Consider the following 17,408-nt stretch of genomic DNA (forward strand, 5'->3'; position numbering starts at 1 on the left):
TCGCGCCGAACTAGAGTGACACCTGTGATCACCGGCGACCTGAAGAGCAAGATCGACCGCGTCTGGGACGCCTTCTGGTCGGGCGGCATTTCCAACCCGCTGGAGGTGATCGAGCAGATCACTTACCTGCTCTTCATCCGCCGACTCGACGATCTCCAGACACTCGCGGAGCAGAAGTCGCGCACCACCGGCGGTGCCATCGAGAACCCCGTTTTCACGCCGGACCAGTCCCCGCTGCGATGGGGCGCGTTCAAGAACACCGCCCCCGAAATGATGTTCACGACGGTCGCCGAGGAGGTGTTTCCCTACCTGCGCAGTCTCGGCGGCGACGGCTCCACCTACAGCGAGCATATGAAGGATGCCCGCTTCACCATCCCGACCCCGGCTCTGCTGAGCCGCGTGGTCGACATGGTGAGCGATATCCCAATGCAGGATCGCGACACCAACGGCGACCTCTACGAGTACCTGCTCTCCAAGATCGCCAGCGCTGGGGTGAACGGCCAGTTCCGCACCCCGCGGCACATCATCCAGATGATGGTGGACCTCATGGCCCCGAAGCCGGGTGACGAGATCGTCGATCCCGCCTGCGGCACCGCCGGGTTCCTGGTCGCCGCGAGCGAGTTCGTCCGCGACCACCACGCCGACGCCCTGCTGGATTCCGCGCAGCGTGCCCACTTTCACGCGAGCATGTTCCACGGCTACGACTTCGACGCGACCATGCTGCGTATCGGCTCCATGAACATGCTGCTGCACGGCGTGGAAGCGCCGGACATCCGCTACCAGGACTCGCTGTCGGAGTCCGCGAGTGGCGACGCGGCGAAGTACACGCTCATCCTCGCCAACCCGCCGTTCGCCGGATCGGTTGACGCAGAGGGAATCGCGAAGGATCTCACCCGCGTCGTGAAGACGAAGAAGACCGAGCTGCTGTTTCTCGCCCTCTTCCTCAAGCTACTCAAGCCCGGTGGCCGGGCGGCGGTGATCGTGCCCGACGGCGTACTGTTCGGCTCATCGACAGCCCACAAGGCCCTGCGCAGAGCGCTGGTCGAAGACCAGAAGCTGGATGCCGTCATCAAGTTGCCCTCAGGAGTGTTCCGACCATACGCGGGTGTGTCGACCGCCATCCTGTGCTTCACGAAGACCGACTCGGGCGGCACGGATGAAGTGTGGTTCTACGACGTGCAGGCCGATGGCTTCTCGCTCGACGACAAGCGCACGCCTGTCGAGGCGAACGACCTGCCCGACGTGCGCCGCCGCTGGGGAGAGCGCACCGGCTCAGAGCGTGACCGCGCGCGCACCGACCAGTCGTTCACGGTGCCAAAGGCCGACATCGTCGCCCAAGGCCACGACTTGTCGATCAACCGCTACAAGGAGATCGTGCACGAGGAGGTCGAGCACCGAGCGCCCGCCGACATCCTCGCCGACATCAAGGCGCTCAACGCCGAGATCGATGCCGGCGTCGCCGCTCTGGAAGCGATGCTCGGATGACGACTGTCGAACTCGCCGAGATCGCCCGGCCCGCGAGCGGCGGCCGGGCGGGCGACCGCACGGACTTGCCCGTCTACTCGGTGACCAAGCATGCGGGATTCGTGCCGAGCCTGGAGTACTTCAAGAAGCAGGTCTTCAGTCGGAACGTCGCCGACTACAAGGTGGTCCAGGCCGGCGACTTCGCGTACGCCACGATTCACCTCGACGAGGGCTCGATCGGCGTCGCACCGGAAGCCGCGCTCATCAGCCCGATGTACACGGTCTTCGGGGTGGATGACACCCGCGTCGACCGCGACTATCTCGTGCGCTTCCTGAAGAGCCCCCGCGCGCTCGCGCACTACCCGCGACTCGGCAAGGGCGCGATCCACCGGCGCAAGGCGATCTCGCTCGAAGCGCTCGGCACGCTGTCGATCCCGCTGCCGCCGCTGGAGGAGCAGCGCCGCATCGCCGCGATCCTCGACCACGCCGACATCATCCGTTCCCAGCGCCGCGCCATCCTCGCCCACCTCGACTCCCTCATCGAGTCGCTCTTCCACTCGATGTTCGACGGAGTACGGGCGACCAAATCGGTATCCGACATCGCGGCGAAGATGCGCACGGGTCCGTTCGGCAGCGATCTCCTCCATAGCGAGTTCGTCGACGAGGGCATCGCGGTACTCGGTCTCGACAACGTTGTCGGCAACGAGTTCCGGTGGGCCGAGCGTCGATACATTTCGCGCGAGAAGTACGAGAAGCTGAGTCGATACACCGTGTGCCCCGGAGACGTGCTCGTCAGCATTATGGGCACCACGGGTCGTTGCATCGTCGTGCCCGATGACATCCCTACAGCGATCAACACGAAGCACATCTGCGCGATTACCGTCGACCGCGAACAGACCGAGCCTGGCTTCCTTCGCGCATCGTTCTTGTGGCATCCCGCTTCCCGCGCGCACCTTCGTCAGCAGACGAATGGGGCCATCATGGACGGCCTCAACATGGGCGTCATCAAGGCGATGCCCATTCCGCTTCCACCCCTGACTCAGCAGCGCGAGTTCGTCGCCCGAGCCGCACTCATCGACGCGCAGCGCGTTGCGATCCAGCGCGCCCTCGCCGCCGATGGCGAGTTATTCATCTCTCTCCAGTCCCGAGCATTTGCGGGGAGGCTCTGACGATGTCCGACACGAGCATCACTGGGGCGGGCATCCCGCAACACGGCCAGCTTGCGCTTCCACTGCTGCAGGTGATCTCCGACGGTAAAGAGTGGACACGGCGTGACCTGGTCGTCGCGACGCTCGATCGTGCGGGCGTGCCGGAGGAGCTTCGAGAGATCCAGTACAAGGAGTCGGGGCACTTCGCCGCGGAGAATCGTGTCGGCTGGGCGAAGTCGGAGCTGAACCGCGCGCGACTGATCGAGACCGTGCGCCGCGGCGTATTCCGCGTCACCGATGCCGGTCGGGAGTTCCTGGCCGCGCACCCGGACGGGTTCACGAAGGCCGATTTGGAGGCCCTACCTGTGTGGGACGAGTACGTGCCGCGCCGCCGACCCTCGACATCCGACGGCGAGCAACCCGTAAGCAGCATCGGCACAATGGTCTCGGTAGCGGAAGACGTTCCGACGCCGGACGAGTTGATCAATTCGGCGGTGACCGAGCTGGAGGACGACCTCAAGAGCCAGCTCCTTCAGCGGCTCAAGGACGGCGAACCGGAATTCCTCGAGCGGGTCGTGCGTCGTCTGCTCGTGAAGATGGGGTACGGCCGAGAGGGCGAGTTGACCAAGCTGAGGGGGCCAGGCGACAGCGGCATCGACGGCGTTGTCGACCGCGACGAACTGGGGCTGAGCCGCATCTACGTCCAGGCCAAGCGGTACGACGAGGCATCGATCGGTCGCCCGGCCGTGCAGGCGTTCGTCGGCGCGCTCGCCACGCGCGGAGCGGCGACCGGAGTGTTCTTCACGACGAGTCGCTTCGCCGATACCGCAATCGAGGCAGCGGAGCGCGTCGCGCAGGACATCGCGCTCGTCGATGGGTTGCGACTGACCGAGTTGATGATCAAGCACCGTGTGGGTGTGGAGCTGGATCGAATCGTCGAGATCGTGAAACTCGACGAGGACTTCTTCGAGTAGCACAGGTGATGGACTTCACATCGGTAATTGACGAACTCTGGGGAGCGTTCGAAGAGTTCGGCATCGAGGACGGCTATGACATCGTCGGCCAAGCGACGCTCCTGCTCGTCCTGCGCCGTCTCGACATCATCCAGACCGCCGCCGAGCGGAAGGCACTGGTCACAGCTCAGCCTCCCGAGACGTCGATGTTCGGCACGGAGAACGATGCAATTCGTTGGTCCAAGCTCAAGAACGTCGAGCCCGCGGCCATGTTCGTGCTGTTCGAGACGAAGGTCATCCACTTCATCCGCGGTCTCGGCGGCGCGTTCGCGGACGCCGTGTTCATGATCCCGTCGCCAAGCGCATTGCACCGGCTCGTCGATCTCGTCGACAAGATTCCTTACGCGGACCCCGCACTGAACGGCGCCGTCTACGAGTACCTGGTCTCGAGGATCACGACGAAGAACAGCAGTGGGGGCTTCCCGACGCCGCGGCACCTGATCGATCTCATGGTCGAGATCACCGATCCGCGGCCCACCGATGTGTTTGCTGACCCAGCGGTCGGGTCAGGTGGATTCCCCGTCCGTGTGGCTCAGTTGCTGCGCGAGCGCTACCCGGATTTGCTGCTCAGCGATGTGGCACGCCAACACTTTCACCGAGGCATGTTCCATGGGGTTGATAGCGATCCAGCGTTCGCGCGCATGGCCACGACAAACGTGCTGCTCCACGGCGTCGAGGGCGCCGATATCCAGCGCCGTGACTCGCTGGCGCCCTGGTCAGACGGCATTGGCGGGTACTCACTCGTACTCACCAATCCGCCGTTCAGCGGGTCGATCGAGAAGTCGGCGCTCGACAGGGATCTGTACCGTCATGTGAAGTCGACCACGAAGGCGCCCTTATTCGTTGGTAGGGTTCTGAGCCTGCTGCAACTGGGCGGCCGAGCTGCTGTCATTGTCCCCGAAGGAGTGCTCTTCGGCTCGACGAAGGCGCAGGTCGCGCTCCGCAGGTCGCTCGTTGAGGACCACAAGCTCGATGCCGTGATCAGGGTGCCTCCCGCTGCCTACCAGCCGTTTTCGACGACGCAGACGGCCATCCTCCTCTTCACCAAGACGAGCGTAGGCGGCACCGAGCGGGTGTGGTTCTACGACATTCGGGCCGACGGGCGCTCGCTCGACAAGAGGCGCACGCCGGTTACCGAGAACGACTTGCCCGATGTCGTCCGGCGCTGGAAGACACTCGGCGATCCGGCAAGCCCGGAGCTCACGCGTGCGCGCACGGAGCAGAGCTTCCTCGTCCTCCGCGATGAGATCGCGGCGCACAATTACGAACTATCCCTCAACCGGTACCAGGAAATCGTGGAGGACCAGACGCCGACCCGTGCGCCGGCCGAAATCGTCGCCGACATAGACGCCCTCAACGAGGAAATCCTGGCGGGCATGGTCGAGCTGAAGGAGTTGCTGGGATGAGCCTCATACGCCGCCGGCGCCCGCTGATTCGGCAGGATGTGACTCATGGGCAACTTTGACTTCGTTCAGGCGACGCTGCCGTCGCTGTACCCGGACTGCGTGAGAGCGGAGTCGTACATGGTCTCCGACCCTCGGTCGGCGTGTGTGTATGCGCGCCGGGTGGCGGAGTTGCTCGTCGGGCACGTCTACGACATCGCGAATCTCGCCGAACCCTATCAGCCCGACCTTGCGGCGCGCGTGGCCGACGCGGGTTTCCGGAATGCGGTCGGTCCCGGCATCGCGGCAAAGTTGACGGTGATCCGCAAGGTCGGCAACAGGGCAGTGCACGACCAGACCCCCGTGGCGCAGCATGCCGCTGTGCAGTTGCTCCAGGAGGTGCACCACGTCGTCGTGTGGGCCGCCTACCATTACTCGGCGCACCCGCAGGCGGTGCCGACCGCGGCGCAGTTCGACCCCAGCATCGCAGTGAGTGCCGCTCCGCTAACGCGAGAAGACGTGGCGAAGCTGGCGGCGAAGTTCCGGCAGCAGGACGAGGAGCACGCGAAGCAGCTCGCCGAGCGGGATGAGTTGCTCCAGTCGCGCGAGGCAGAGATCGCCAAGCTGCGCGAGCAGATCAAGGCCGCGCAGGCGGCTGCGACCCCGGACGACCGGGATTACAGCGAGGCGGTGACCCGCGACCTGTTCATCGACGTACTGCTGGATGAGTCCGGGTGGCGGCTCGCCCAGGCGCGCGACCGCGAGTTCGAAGTCGACGGAATGCCCAACCAGCAGGGCAAGGGCTTCATCGACTACGTGTTGTGGGGAGATGATGGACTGCCGCTTGCCGTGGTGGAGGCCAAGCGGACGAAGAAGGATGCGAAGGTCGGGCAGCAGCAGGCGAAGCTCTACGCCGACTGCCTCGAGGCGGCATTCGGGCGGCGACCAGTGATCTTCTACACGAACGGCTATGAGCACTGGCTGTGGGACGACGCCGGTGGGTACCCGCCGCGTGAGGTCGCGGGTTTCTACACGAAGGACGAGCTGGAGCTTATGATCCAGCGTCGCGCGGCGCGGCAGTCGCTGACCGGGCAGCCGGTGAACACCAAGGTCGTCGAGAGGCCGTACCAAACCAGGGCGATCAAGGCGGTCGGAGCGGCGTTCGACGTGAAGCAGCGCGAGGCGCTGCTGGTGATGGCGACCGGGTCGGGCAAGACACGAATCGTTATCGCGCTCGTCGAGCAGCTCATGAAGGCCGGATGGGTCAAGCGCGTGCTGTTCCTCGCCGACCGGGTCGCTCTCGCGAACCAGGCGGTGAACGCATTCAAGGCTCACCTGCCGCAGGCCACCACCGTCAACCTGATCACCGAGAAGAAGACCGACGGGCGCGTCTACGTCTCGACCTACCCGACGATGATGGGCCTGATCGACGAGGTCGACGACTCCGGCCGTCGATTCGGCCCTGGCTACTTCGATCTCATCGTCATCGATGAGGCGCACCGGTCGGTGTACGCGAAGTACGGGGCGATCTTCGACTACTTCGACTCACTGCTGATCGGACTCACGGCGACACCGAAAGATGAGGTCGATCACAACACCTATCGGCTGTTCAACCTCGAGGACGGCATCCCGACCGACGCCTACAGTCTCGACGAGGCCGTCTTCGATGGCTACCTCGCGCCGCCTCGTGCGGTGAAATGCGAAACGAAGTTCCTCCGCCAGGGCATCAAATACGACGACCTGACCGCCGCCGAGAAGGATGACTGGGACCTCATCGACTGGGGCGACGGCCCGCCCCCTACCCAGATCGACGCCGAGGCGCTTAACCGATTCCTGTTCAACGAGGACACCGTCGACAAAGTGCTCGCGACGGTCATGGAGCACGGCTATAAAGTCGCGGCCGGCGACCGACTCGGCAAGACGATCATCTTCGCCAAGAACCAGCAGCACGCCGACTTCATCGAGAAGCGGTTCAACAAGGCCTACCCGCATTACGCGGGACACTTCGCCCGCACTATCACCTACCAGCAGACCTACGCCCAGTCGCTAATCGACGACCTCTCGGTCAAGGAAAGGGCGCCGCACATCGCCATCAGCGTCGACATGCTGGACACCGGCATCGACGTGCCGGAGGTACTCAACCTCGTGTTCTTCAAGGCAGTGCACTCCAAGACGAAGTTCTGGCAGATGATCGGCCGCGGCACGCGGCTGTGTCCGGACGTGTTCGGCCCTGGGCTGGACAAGCAGGATTTCTTCGTCTTCGACTTCTGCGGCAACTTCGAGTACTTCAGCCAGAACCTCCCCACTGTCGAGGGATCAACGCAAAAGTCGCTGTCGCAACGCATCTTCGAAGCGCGTCTCGACCTGCTCGAAGCTCTCGATCACCAGGGCCACCCGCAGCATCCCGTGGAGCTGGACTCCGAGGAGAGCCTGCGCACCTCGACCGCCCGCGTGCTCCACCGGGTGATCACTGGAATCAACCTGGAGAGTTTCCAGGTCCGCCCGCACCGCCGCGACATCGAGGCGCTGTCCACGGCCGAGGTGTGGGACAAGCCCCTCATGCCGGAGCAGGCCGAGGCCGCACGCAAGCTCGCTGGCTTGCCCTCAGGGGGACAGCCCGCCGGCGACGCGGACGCGAAGTACTTCGACCTGCTCGTGCTGCGGCGCATGCTCGCCCAGCTCGAAGCCGACCTCGCCACCGCCGACCGAATGCGCGAGCAGATCCAGCAGATCACCGGCGGCCTGCTCTCGAAGATCACAATCCCGGCCGTCGCCGCGCAGAAGGTACTGCTCGACGCCGCTGCCAGCGACGAGTGGTGGATCGACGTCACCGTCGAGATGCTCGAACTGCTGCGCCTGCGCGTGCGCGGACTCGTGCAGTTCCTCGACAAGAACCAGCTCACCCCGGTCTTCACCGACTTCGAGGACACCCTACGCGCCCCCGACGAGATCGCACTCCCGGGGATACCGACCGGGGTCGATCTCGTCCGGTTCCGATCCAAGGCCGAGGCCTACCTGCGCCAGCACCTCGACAACATCGCCCTGGAGCGCCTGCGGCGCAACAAGCAGCTCACAGCGACCGACCTCGGGGCGCTGGAGGACATGCTCGTCGCATCCGGCGTGGGCCAAAAGGTCGACATCCAGTGGGTGTCGGAGAAGGCTGGCGGACTCGGCATCTTTATCCGCGGGCTCGTCGGCCTGGACCGGGAGGCCGCGGTCGAAGCCTTCGCTGACTACCTCGATGAGGGCAAGTTCACCGTCGAGCAGATCAGGTTCGTCACCCTGATCGTCGATGAGCTCACCAAGAACGGCATCGTCGAACCCGGCCGCCTCTTCGAGTCGCCCTACACCGACATCGCTCCCATCGGCCCTGTCGACTTCTTCGCCGACACCGACGTGCAGGTAATCGTCGAAACCCTGCACGGTATCAAGGCGACCGCGGTCGTCGACGAGGCGGCGTAGCGGTCGTCGCTGGGCCTGCTACCTAGTGCCGGCGTCGGCTTCCCGGAAGGCCACCGCTCACCGTTCGCACGCTCTGGGTGTCTCGCGTCGAGTCGATGCTGCGATAGGGCTCGGAAGGTTTGTCGGGTGGGGGAAGGACTTCGATTCGATCGACGAGGATGCCTCCGCCCGGCTTTCCAGACATCCCGCACACCTTCCCGGTCTCCGGATCGTTGTGGGAGTAATACCGCCCGTACCTCGCACCCACTCCCACGAGGCGACCGCAATCCGGGCACGTTGACTTTGGCCGGATTAGTGTGCCGCGATCATGCCCCGGCATCTTGCGGCCGCTTCCTCGACACTTCGACTGGATGATCGGATCCAGGTGCGGATAGCGTTCACCGGTGAGCGTTTTGACCGCGATTTGCGCTCCGCAGATGTCACACTCGGCGCGCATGTGCCGACTGATCCCGACAGTCGGATCGACTACGAAGCTCGGGCCATTCTTCGGGCCGTAGGGGAGGCCGCTGACGCTCAGCCCGGACCCGACGCAATCTCGGCCCTTCTTGGTCTGATGGCGGCCGAGCGCGAGCTCATCGTGCGTCTTCACCTCGCGCCCGCACTCCGGGCACACTCTCGTGCTTCGGAACTCTCTGTAACCCATCAGGCTCCAATCGCCGTGAATCTACCACCGACGACCAACGATGGTGCATGCCCGAACGCGTCACGACCGAACGCCCACGACCGCCGACTCTTCTCCAGCACCCGAGAACGGCAATGCACGTAGGCACCATGCCTGGTGGTGACACGACTACGCATGTATCCTGTCGGCATGAGAGGCGGGCTGCGGAGCTGGAAGCGGGGAGTGGCCGGCCGCGGCATCCGCAATGCCATCTCGTACGCGTTCGACGGGACCTGCGATGCTCACCTCGCGTCACCTTCCGGCGCGACATCGGCCCTGAGCTACAGCGACGGCGAGACCGTTTCGCGACTCACGGTCGTCGACGGTCTGATCGCTCGCGACACACTGGACACCAGGCAGCTTCGGCACTGGATCGAGGGTTCGGATCCGCAGACCGGGACGCAGCGCGGCAGGCCGCACTGCACCGACAACGCCGACCTCCTTCTCGACGGCACGATCAACTTTCCGAAGTCGTACAGCCTGGCGGCTGTCCTGGACCCGGCTCTGGCGGCCGAGTTCGAGGCGCTCCAGGATCGGATGCGCGACCTGATCATCAAGCACTGGCAGCGCGAGCTCAATGCGCGGCGGGGGCATGGCGGCAGCATCCGTGAAGACATCGCCAGGCTCGAAGTCGTCGAGCTGCAGCACCGGCGCTCACGGGCACTCGACCCGCACATCCATCGGCACCTGTGGCTCAACATGAAGGTACAGGGCGTCGATGGCAAGTGGTCGAGCCTCGACTCGCGCGTGGCCATGAAGCTCCACACCGTGATCAACGCCGAGGGTGAGCTCGCTGCGCGCGTCGATCCGCGGTGGGCCGAGGCCCTCGCCGCTCATGGGTACACGCTCGACGACGACGGCGAGATTGCGCAGCTCGCGCATGTTGTGCGCCCACTGTCGCAGCGCTCAAACAAGATCGAGCGCAATCGCACGCGCCTCATCGCGGAGTGGCGAAGCGAGCATCACGGTCGTGAGCCGGGCGCCGACGACCTCAAGCACATCGACTCGCTCGCATGGGCGCAGGGGCGCCCGGGCAAGCCGACTCACATCGACGAGTGTGAGTGGGAGGAGCGTGTGCGCGCCGAACTCGGCGAAATCGACCCTCTGCTGCTCTGGCACCGCAGCCCCGCCCGACTCGAGCCGATCGCGATCGCCGAACTCGACCGCGACCTGTTGGCACAGATGGCGATTGTGGATGCCGACGCCCGGTCGGTCTCGAGCAGCGGTCGGTTCTCGCCCTGGGATGTGCGCGCGGGGGCGATCCGGGCACTATCTCGCAGTGGAGTGACCGCTGACCGCGCGACCCTCGACGAGCTGATCGACTATGTGGTCGCGCGGGCGCTCGTCGACACCCTCGACCTTGTGCCCGACGACACGACCAAGCCGCCGCACATCAAGGCGCTCATGGCGTCGGAGACCGTGCTGCTCAAACTCCGCGTCGGCAACCGGTTTGCCGGGCTGGCCACGCCCGGTGCTCTGCCGCGTGAGGAGCAGATGCGCGAGATCGCCCGTCGGCACGCGGGTGAGCGGGGAGAGCTCGACGAGGCACAGCTGGCCGCGGCATCCGCCATCGCGGGCATGAGCCGTCTCGTCTCGATCACCGGTCCCGCGGGGTCGGGGAAGACGACGCTCCTGCGTGTGGCGCGGGATGCGCTCAGCCTGCAGCGCCGAGCCGTGGTGCTCGTTGCGCCCACGAAGAAGGCGGCGGTCGTCGCCGAACGCGAGGTCGGCGTGAGGGCATCGAGCCTGCATGCGCTGCTCGCGGACTACGGATGGCGATGGGATGCCGACTCGGCAGGTGGTCAGCGTTGGGCGCGCCTCGGTATCGGTGAGTTCGACGAGGCGACCGGCCGGCGCTATCTGGGGCCTCAGCGGTTCGCGTTGCGGCGCGGAGATCGGGTCGTCGTCGACGAGGCCGGGATGGTGGATCTGCAGAGCGCCGATGCTCTCGGCGCAGTGCTCGAAGAGACCGGTGCGGGGATCGCCATGATCGGCGACCCGCGCCAGGCCGCGCCGGTCGGACACGTCGGCGCGATGGCGCTGCTCACGCGCCACGCCGACCAGGTCGTCGAACTCCGTTCCGTGCACCGTTTCGCGGATGCGGCTTATAGCGAGCTCACGCTGCGGCTGCGGCAAGCGTCGATGTCGCACGAGGCGACAGCGGTCGCTGATGAGCTCGAAGCCAGCGGTCACGTCGTTCGGGTCAGTAGCACGGATGCCGCGCACGACGCGATGGTCGGTTCCTGGTTCGAGCGGGTCGGCCGTGGCGAGCGGGTTGCGCTCGTCGTCGCGACCAACGACGACGCAGATGCGATCAGCGAGACGATCCAGCAGCGCCGACTCGAGTCGGGCGAACTGGCGATGGATGCTGTCGCCTGCGGCCGCGGCGGACAGCGGATGCTGGTCGGCGACGTCATCCAGACGAGGCGCAACGATCGCGCCGCCGACGTGCAGAACCGAGCGATCTGGATCATCACCGGCATCGACGACGATCGGATCTCGCTCACCAACATCGCCGACTCGACCGAGCGGCGGTGGATACCCGCCGAGTACGCGGCCGAGCACGCTCACCTCGCGTACGCCTCGACGGTCCACGGAATTCAGGGCGAGACGGTGGACGCGTCGATCGTCGGCCCCGGCGTCGATGCCGCCGGGCTGTATGTCGGGCTGACGCGCGGCCGGCGATGGAACGAAGCGATCATCGTTGCGGGCTCTGCGGCGGCTGCTCGCGAGGAGCTGGCCGACGCGATGCGACGGGGCGTGCCAGAGCCGACGATCGAGGACTCGCGGCGGGCTGCACAGATCGACCTGGGCCGCGCCGCGCGGCGGGTCGCGGCGCCCGATGCGACGGGGCCGGTGGCGCAACCGACGATAGTCGGCGGGGGCTTCGGGATTTAGAGGACCGTGCTTCAGGGAGCGGCTGGTGGGCTCCATGTGGTGCTCCACCCCCTTCACGGCCATTGAGAGATGGTCCGGCACCTAAGGCTTAGGTGTGCTTCGCGGCTATGTGTGACAGAAAGTCGGACTTTCCAGATTCTGTTCGCGTATTTCACTATCTCCGGCGATGCGCGAGAAGTGCAATTTCCCGAACGCGGCCCAACTTAGACGCAGCGGTTGGCCAGACTGCATGCTCGCAGGCCAACGATTGAGCTGTCTATTTGGACTAGCCAAGCGCCGTGCGAAGGGACTGTGTTCAGGAAAACGGTGGTCTCCACCGCGTTGTGAGGTAGTCTGTTTTCCGAACGAAGGAATGATGATGGCCACCACCCCGACCCCCATGCCTGAAGCAGAGGTAGTGCGGGAAGCAACTCGACGTCTGCTTGAGGTGCTGCCGCCAAGCTGGTCTGGCGAGCTTGTCGCGCAGTCCGCCGTGGGGGCACTCCGACGCAATGACGCTGAGTTGACGGTGCGCGCACCAAGCGGCGTGGCCGCAACCATTCCCATCGAGGCGAAACGAATCATTGAAGGCCGCGACGTCGCCACGATCGCCGAAGGCGCGGGCTCGCAGACCGGGTTGCCGGGCTCGGACCTCATCGTTATGGCGCGCTATCTCCCAGCGACCGTCCGCGACAGGCTGACTGATGCCGGACTTTCCTGGGCTGACGCAACCGGCAATGTGCGAGTAAGTCTCACTTGGCCAGGCCTGTTCATATTCAACCGAGGCGCGGACAGCGACCCTTGGCGGGGGCCGGGTCGACCAAAGGGCACCCTCAAGGGAGAACCGGCGGCCAAGGTGGTGCGCGCGCTCATCGACTTCGACCGCGATTGGTCGATGCGTGACCTCGTTGAGGCATCGCGAGCATCAACGGGCGCCACGTACCGCGTCATTGAGTTCTTGGATGAGGAAGGCCTGGTGGAGCGGATCAATAGTCGCGTTGTCGCGCGCGACTGGCAGTCAATTCTGCGGCGATGGAGTGCCGACTACAGCTTCACGCGCACCAATCAGACCAGCAAGTGGATCGCGCCACGGGGAATCGACGACGTGCTGGCGCGCGCACGCGAGACCAGCGACCTTCGCTATGCGATTACGAGCACAGTCGCTGCTTCCCGGTGGGCACCCTATGCCCCGCCTCGCTCGCTGATGGTCTACGCAGAATCCGCCGCCGAAATTGCCGATGCGTGGGGTCTGCGTACAGCCGAGGGCGGCACGAATGTCGTGCTTGCCCAGCCCAACTATGACGTGGTCTTCGAGCGAGCTGAGGCGTGGGATGGGGTGACGATAGCGGCCCCATCTCAGGTCGTGGTCGACCTCTTGACGGGCCCGGGCCGTAACCCCTCAGAGGCCGAGGAACTTATCAACTGGATGTCGCGCAATGAACCCGTCTGGCGCCGATAGCCCGCTGGGCCGCGAAGACCTGCTGGTCGCGGCACGATCCGCGCTCCTCGACGCCCTCGAGGCGCTTGAGGCTCAGCGAGATGCCGTCATTGTCATCGGTGCACAGGCGATCTACCTGCGAACAAAGGCCTCACCCGTTGCACTTGCCGAGGCTACGAAGGACAGCGATCTCGCGATCGACCCGCGAGAGCTCGCCGAAGACCCAAAGGTCGAGGAAGCGATGACGAGTGCGCGCTTCTACCCAAACCCGTTCTCCAATAATCCTGGTGAGTGGGTGAACCCAGCTGGCATCCCGGTGGACCTGATGGTCCCCGAGGCGCTATCCGGCCCAGGAGGGGCGGGTGCCCGCGGAGCCCGCATTCCACCCCACAGCCGTCGTGCGACCAGGCGCGCCGTTGGGCTTGAGGCGGCGCTCGTTGACAATTCTGTGCTCGATGTTGCTGCGCTCGATCCCTCGGATTCCCGCGTCTACCGCGTGCATGTCGCGGGGCTGGCGGCCCTTCTGGTCGCGAAGCTACACAAATTGGGCGAGCGCGCTCTCGGGAATCCGGACCGGCTCGTCGATAAGGATGCTCACGACATTTATCGAATCCTTGTCGACGGCCCGACAGTCGAGCTCGCAACGACCGTGGTGCGGCTCACGGAGGATGAACTCGCTGGGCGCGTGACCATCAAGGCGGTCGAGTACCTTCGCGAACTGTTCGCGGCGGGCCCAGACGCGACAGGGTCGGAGATGGCTGGCCGCGCTGAGGAAGGAATCGGCGACCCCGCATTCGTCTCGCAGTCGGTGTCGTTCCTCGCTGCAGACCTCGTCAAGGCAATCGAGGAACTACCGCCCGTGGCGAAGTAGTCGCCGGTCCTGCTGTAAAGCGGCTCTTTACAGCAACCGGGCGCATACTCGTCGCCGACCGCGCTGGCGGCGTCTCCCAGTCGCGCCTGGGGACTTCATGCGGCGGTTTTAGTGGCCCGCGAGCACGTCATCGGTCCGTGTGCACGCGCAACTCTCCATCCACGCGATCACCTCGGACTGCTTGTAGAGGATCGTCTTCGCGGACAGGCGGTAGAACTTCGGGCCGATTCCGCGGTAGCGCAGCTGCGCGATCGCCGCCTTCGTCATGCGCATGAGGGCCGCAGCCTGGGGGAGTGTGAGCCACTCGTTATCGTCGGCATCCATCTCGACCTCCTTGCGTCATCATGTCACCGATACGCATACCGTAGGATCCTTGCCTAGCCGTGTCAATAGGGCGCAACTTGTGCAAGGATGCAAGCGTGCAGAATCTGGTGAGGCCGTCAGGCAAGAGGGTCCTTGTTCCGCCCGGTATCGAGCTGCGGCCAACCATCGTCGCGGCAATTCCCACGCCACTCGGCGGACTTGGACCTGAGGACGACGAGGGTCTCGCCCGGGCCAACTTTCGGCTTGAGTATTCAGTCGCGAAGAGGCGGTATGAGGTCGCGGCCTTCGGCATCGACCGACGAAGTACGCCGATTGAGATCACCGGAGCCTTTTGGCGCACTGTTCGAGTCCACTCGATCGTGCGCCCCGCGATCGAGTTGGCTCTCCCTTCGTGGACTTGGCCTATCTCCGCGCTGCGGATGCCACGGGTGTCGGATGTGCCCGTCGGCGCGCCACGATTCGAGGCTCAGCCGGAGGATGGACTGCTTCTAGCCGCAACCGCGTATCGGATTGCGGAGATCTCGAACGAGAATCCCGCGCTCGCTGTGGCGGAGACCCTTGGCCTGAAGCAACGGACCGCAACCAACTGGGTACAGCGGGCCCGTGCGGCGGGCTACATGACAACCTCTGGGAACGAGAGTGCGGCGCGGCGCATCGCCGCAGAGATCGAGAGGACGAACCCGATCACCCTCCCCTCCGAGAAGGAGCTCGCGCGGCGCATCGTATGGAGTGCAGAGCAACTCGAGTTCGAGCGCGCAGGAGTGTTCTATGGGAACGATTGAGGCGTACGAGACCGCGCGCGGCAAGCGATACCGCGTCCGCTATCGCACGCCCGACCACAGGCAGACCGACAAGCGCGGCTTCCGCACCAAGCGCGACGCAGACCTCTTCCTGGCCACGGTCGAGGTGTCCAAAGCGACAGGGGAATACATCGAGCCGGCGCGGGCGCGCACGACGATCACCGAACTGGGGCCGGGATGGCTCGAGGCCAAGCGATCGCGCCTGAAGCCGTCGAGCTACCGCGCGATCGACGATGCATGGCGCGTCTACGTGATGCCGCGATGGGGAACTACGCCCGTCTCGGCGATAACCCACAGCGACGTTCGCACGTGGGTATCGCAGCTCGCGGCCGGCACCGCCAAGACCAACCGGCGCGATCACATCCGCACGCGCGGGCAGGACGCCCGGCCGAAGAGCGCGACCGTGGTGATCCGCGCACACGGGGTCCTGGCATCCGTCCTCGACATCGCGGTGAAGGATCGCCGCATCCCGCACAACCCGGCGCGCGGCGTCGATAATCTGCCCCGCAAGCACCGCAAGGCGCATCGGTACCTCAGCCACGAGGAGATCGAGCGGCTCGCGGTGGCGGCGGGCGAGTACTCGACCCTCGTGTATGTCGCCGCCTACACGGGGCTGCGCTGGGGAGAGCTGACCGCGCTGCGGGTGCGCGACGTGGATGCTTTGCGCCGGCGCCTTGCGGTGAACGAGAACGCAGTGCGCGTCGGTGCTGACATCCACGTCGGGTCGCCGAAGACGCACGAAGTGCGATCGGTGCCGTACCCCGAGTTCCTCGAGCTGCCGATCGCGAAGCTCTGCGAGGGCAAGACGCGCGAAATGATCCTGTTCGGTGACGGGTTCGGCTACTTCGGTCGGCCGCGGTCCTCGGGCGCATCGCGGTCCTGGTTCATGACGGCGCTCGAGGATGCCGGCCTCGAACGCATGACAATCCACGACCTCCGCCACACCGCCGCGTCGCTGGCGATCAGCTCCGGCGCGAACGTGAAGGCGGTGCAACGGATGCTCGGACACGCGTCCGCCGCGATGACACTGGATGTTTACGCCGACCTATTCGATGACGACCTCGATACCGTGTCCGTCTCGTTGAACGATGCGCGGAACGCGGCGATTGCCCGCTGATTGGCTCGATTCGCGGGCGCGTGATGCACGGATACCTCCGGCGTTTTGACTTGGCGTGAATGGCACTCCCGCCGAATCACAACCCGAGTCGGGGTGGCCGTTATTGCTCGTACTTCGCCGCAGGTGGTGAGTTGGTCCGATCCCCAACGAGCTCGCCCCCGACGAGAAGACGTGGTCCTTCCCCCGGACAATGTCCTGGGGTCGTATCGAGAAGTCGGGATTCAAGTTCGAGCGTCACTTCGGCTACTGTCTTCGAACACTATTGGTCAGTCCGTGTGGGCGGCGATGGCCGCACTGTAGCCGGCTGCCTCAGACCCACTTAACATCTACCGTGTTCGCACCCTTGATGTTCGCTCCCTTGAGGCCCACACCCCTAAGCCTCGCACCGTTGAGGTTGGCGTCGGTGAGGTCGGCGTCGGTGAAGTCTGCGCCGTCGAGGTTCGCTCCGCTGAAGTTCACGCTGCGGAGGTCTGCACCTGCAAAATTTAACGTGGCACCATCCAATAACTGACGAGGGTGGTGCGCGCGCTTGTTGGGGTTGCGTCTCGCGTGATCGAAAGAGTCGTACCCTCGAAGATCGCGGCGGCGAGGTTCGTGTCCGTGAGGTTCGCGTTTCCCAGTTTCGTGTTCCTAAAGATGGATCGCGAGAGGATCGCACCGTTGAGGTTGGCGTCGGTGAGGTCGGCGTCGGTGAAGTCTGCGCCGCTCCGCTGAAGTCCATCTTCCGAAGGTCTGCACCTGAGAAATCTGGTCCGGCGACCGCCAATTCTTCCCTAAGTTCTTCCGAATCGGACCGGACCTCGGTACGCACGTCGGCCGCGGTCGTGGTTCGGATAGTCAGAGGCGTAACC

13 protein-coding genes are annotated in these 17,408 nt (G+C 65.1%); 10 read left to right on the forward strand and 3 right to left on the reverse strand.

Annotated features, from left to right (window positions below; translation table 11 throughout):
- The first annotated feature begins 24 nt into the window (after positions 1 to 24).
- From ABD188_RS08160 to ABD188_RS08195, 8 genes are all read left to right on the forward strand, one after another.
- Positions 25 to 1,485 (forward strand): type I restriction-modification system subunit M, encoded by a 1,461-nt coding sequence (locus ABD188_RS08160; RefSeq protein WP_344060293.1) that lies wholly within the window; start codon positions 25 to 27, stop codon positions 1,483 to 1,485.
- Positions 1,482 to 2,633: a restriction endonuclease subunit S gene (locus ABD188_RS08165; RefSeq protein WP_344060296.1), complete on the forward strand. Its 1,152-nt coding sequence runs from the start codon at positions 1,482 to 1,484 to the stop codon at positions 2,631 to 2,633. Before ABD188_RS08160 ends, ABD188_RS08165 begins: the two co-directional genes overlap by 4 nt.
- Before the next feature lie 2 nt (positions 2,634 to 2,635).
- The gene (locus ABD188_RS08170; protein ID WP_344060299.1) at positions 2,636 to 3,586 is read left to right on the forward strand and encodes a restriction endonuclease; all 951 of its coding nucleotides are present in this window, start codon (positions 2,636 to 2,638) and stop codon (positions 3,584 to 3,586) included.
- An 8-nt stretch (positions 3,587 to 3,594) separates the two neighbouring features.
- On the forward strand, positions 3,595 to 5,031 hold the full coding sequence (locus ABD188_RS08175) for a class I SAM-dependent DNA methyltransferase (RefSeq protein WP_344060301.1): 1,437 nt from the start codon (positions 3,595 to 3,597) through the stop codon (positions 5,029 to 5,031).
- A gap of 45 nt (positions 5,032 to 5,076) precedes the next feature.
- The gene (locus ABD188_RS08180) at positions 5,077 to 8,469 is read left to right on the forward strand and encodes a DEAD/DEAH box helicase family protein (RefSeq protein ID WP_344060304.1); all 3,393 of its coding nucleotides are present in this window, start codon (positions 5,077 to 5,079) and stop codon (positions 8,467 to 8,469) included.
- An 811-nt stretch (positions 8,470 to 9,280) separates the two neighbouring features.
- Positions 9,281 to 12,028, forward strand: a complete 2,748-nt coding sequence (locus ABD188_RS08185; protein WP_344060307.1) for an AAA family ATPase — start codon at positions 9,281 to 9,283, stop codon at positions 12,026 to 12,028.
- A 358-nt stretch (positions 12,029 to 12,386) separates the two neighbouring features.
- Entirely contained in the window at positions 12,387 to 13,466 is a 1,080-nt protein-coding gene (locus ABD188_RS08190) for a type IV toxin-antitoxin system AbiEi family antitoxin (protein WP_344060310.1), read from the forward strand.
- Positions 13,444 to 14,316, forward strand: coding sequence for a hypothetical protein (locus ABD188_RS08195; protein ID WP_344060313.1), 873 nt, complete (start codon positions 13,444 to 13,446; stop codon positions 14,314 to 14,316). Before ABD188_RS08190 ends, ABD188_RS08195 begins: the two co-directional genes overlap by 23 nt.
- A gap of 108 nt (positions 14,317 to 14,424) precedes the next feature.
- Here the strand turns inward: ABD188_RS08195 and ABD188_RS08200 are convergent, their stop codons facing one another.
- Complete coding sequence (locus ABD188_RS08200; protein ID WP_344060316.1) at positions 14,425 to 14,640, reverse strand: helix-turn-helix transcriptional regulator; 216 nt, start codon at positions 14,638 to 14,640, stop codon at positions 14,425 to 14,427.
- A 95-nt stretch (positions 14,641 to 14,735) separates the two neighbouring features.
- Between ABD188_RS08200 and ABD188_RS08205 the strand changes: the two genes are divergently transcribed.
- Together ABD188_RS08205 and ABD188_RS08210 are read left to right on the forward strand one after the other, a co-directional pair.
- Positions 14,736 to 15,422 (forward strand): hypothetical protein, encoded by a 687-nt coding sequence (locus tag ABD188_RS08205; RefSeq protein ID WP_344060319.1) that lies wholly within the window; start codon positions 14,736 to 14,738, stop codon positions 15,420 to 15,422.
- Positions 15,409 to 16,557 carry a tyrosine-type recombinase/integrase gene (locus ABD188_RS08210; protein WP_344060322.1) on the forward strand — a complete coding sequence of 383 codons (1,149 nt, stop codon included), beginning with the start codon at positions 15,409 to 15,411 and terminating at the stop codon, positions 16,555 to 16,557. Before ABD188_RS08205 ends, ABD188_RS08210 begins: the two co-directional genes overlap by 14 nt.
- A gap of 309 nt (positions 16,558 to 16,866) precedes the next feature.
- On the opposite strand, the gene ABD188_RS08215 is transcribed toward ABD188_RS08210, so the two are convergent.
- Together ABD188_RS08215 and ABD188_RS20215 are read right to left on the reverse strand one after the other, a co-directional pair.
- Positions 16,867 to 17,061, reverse strand: a complete 195-nt coding sequence (locus ABD188_RS08215; protein WP_344060325.1) for a pentapeptide repeat-containing protein — start codon at positions 17,059 to 17,061, stop codon at positions 16,867 to 16,869.
- Positions 17,043 to 17,324 carry a pentapeptide repeat-containing protein gene (locus ABD188_RS20215; protein ID WP_425561370.1) on the reverse strand — a complete coding sequence of 94 codons (282 nt, stop codon included), beginning with the start codon at positions 17,322 to 17,324 and terminating at the stop codon, positions 17,043 to 17,045. Before ABD188_RS20215 ends, ABD188_RS08215 begins: the two co-directional genes overlap by 19 nt.
- Between the last annotated feature and the right edge of the window lie 84 nt (positions 17,325 to 17,408).

The organism is Microbacterium pumilum (genome assembly GCF_039530225.1).
Classification (GTDB): domain Bacteria; phylum Actinomycetota; class Actinomycetes; order Actinomycetales; family Microbacteriaceae; genus Microbacterium; species Microbacterium pumilum.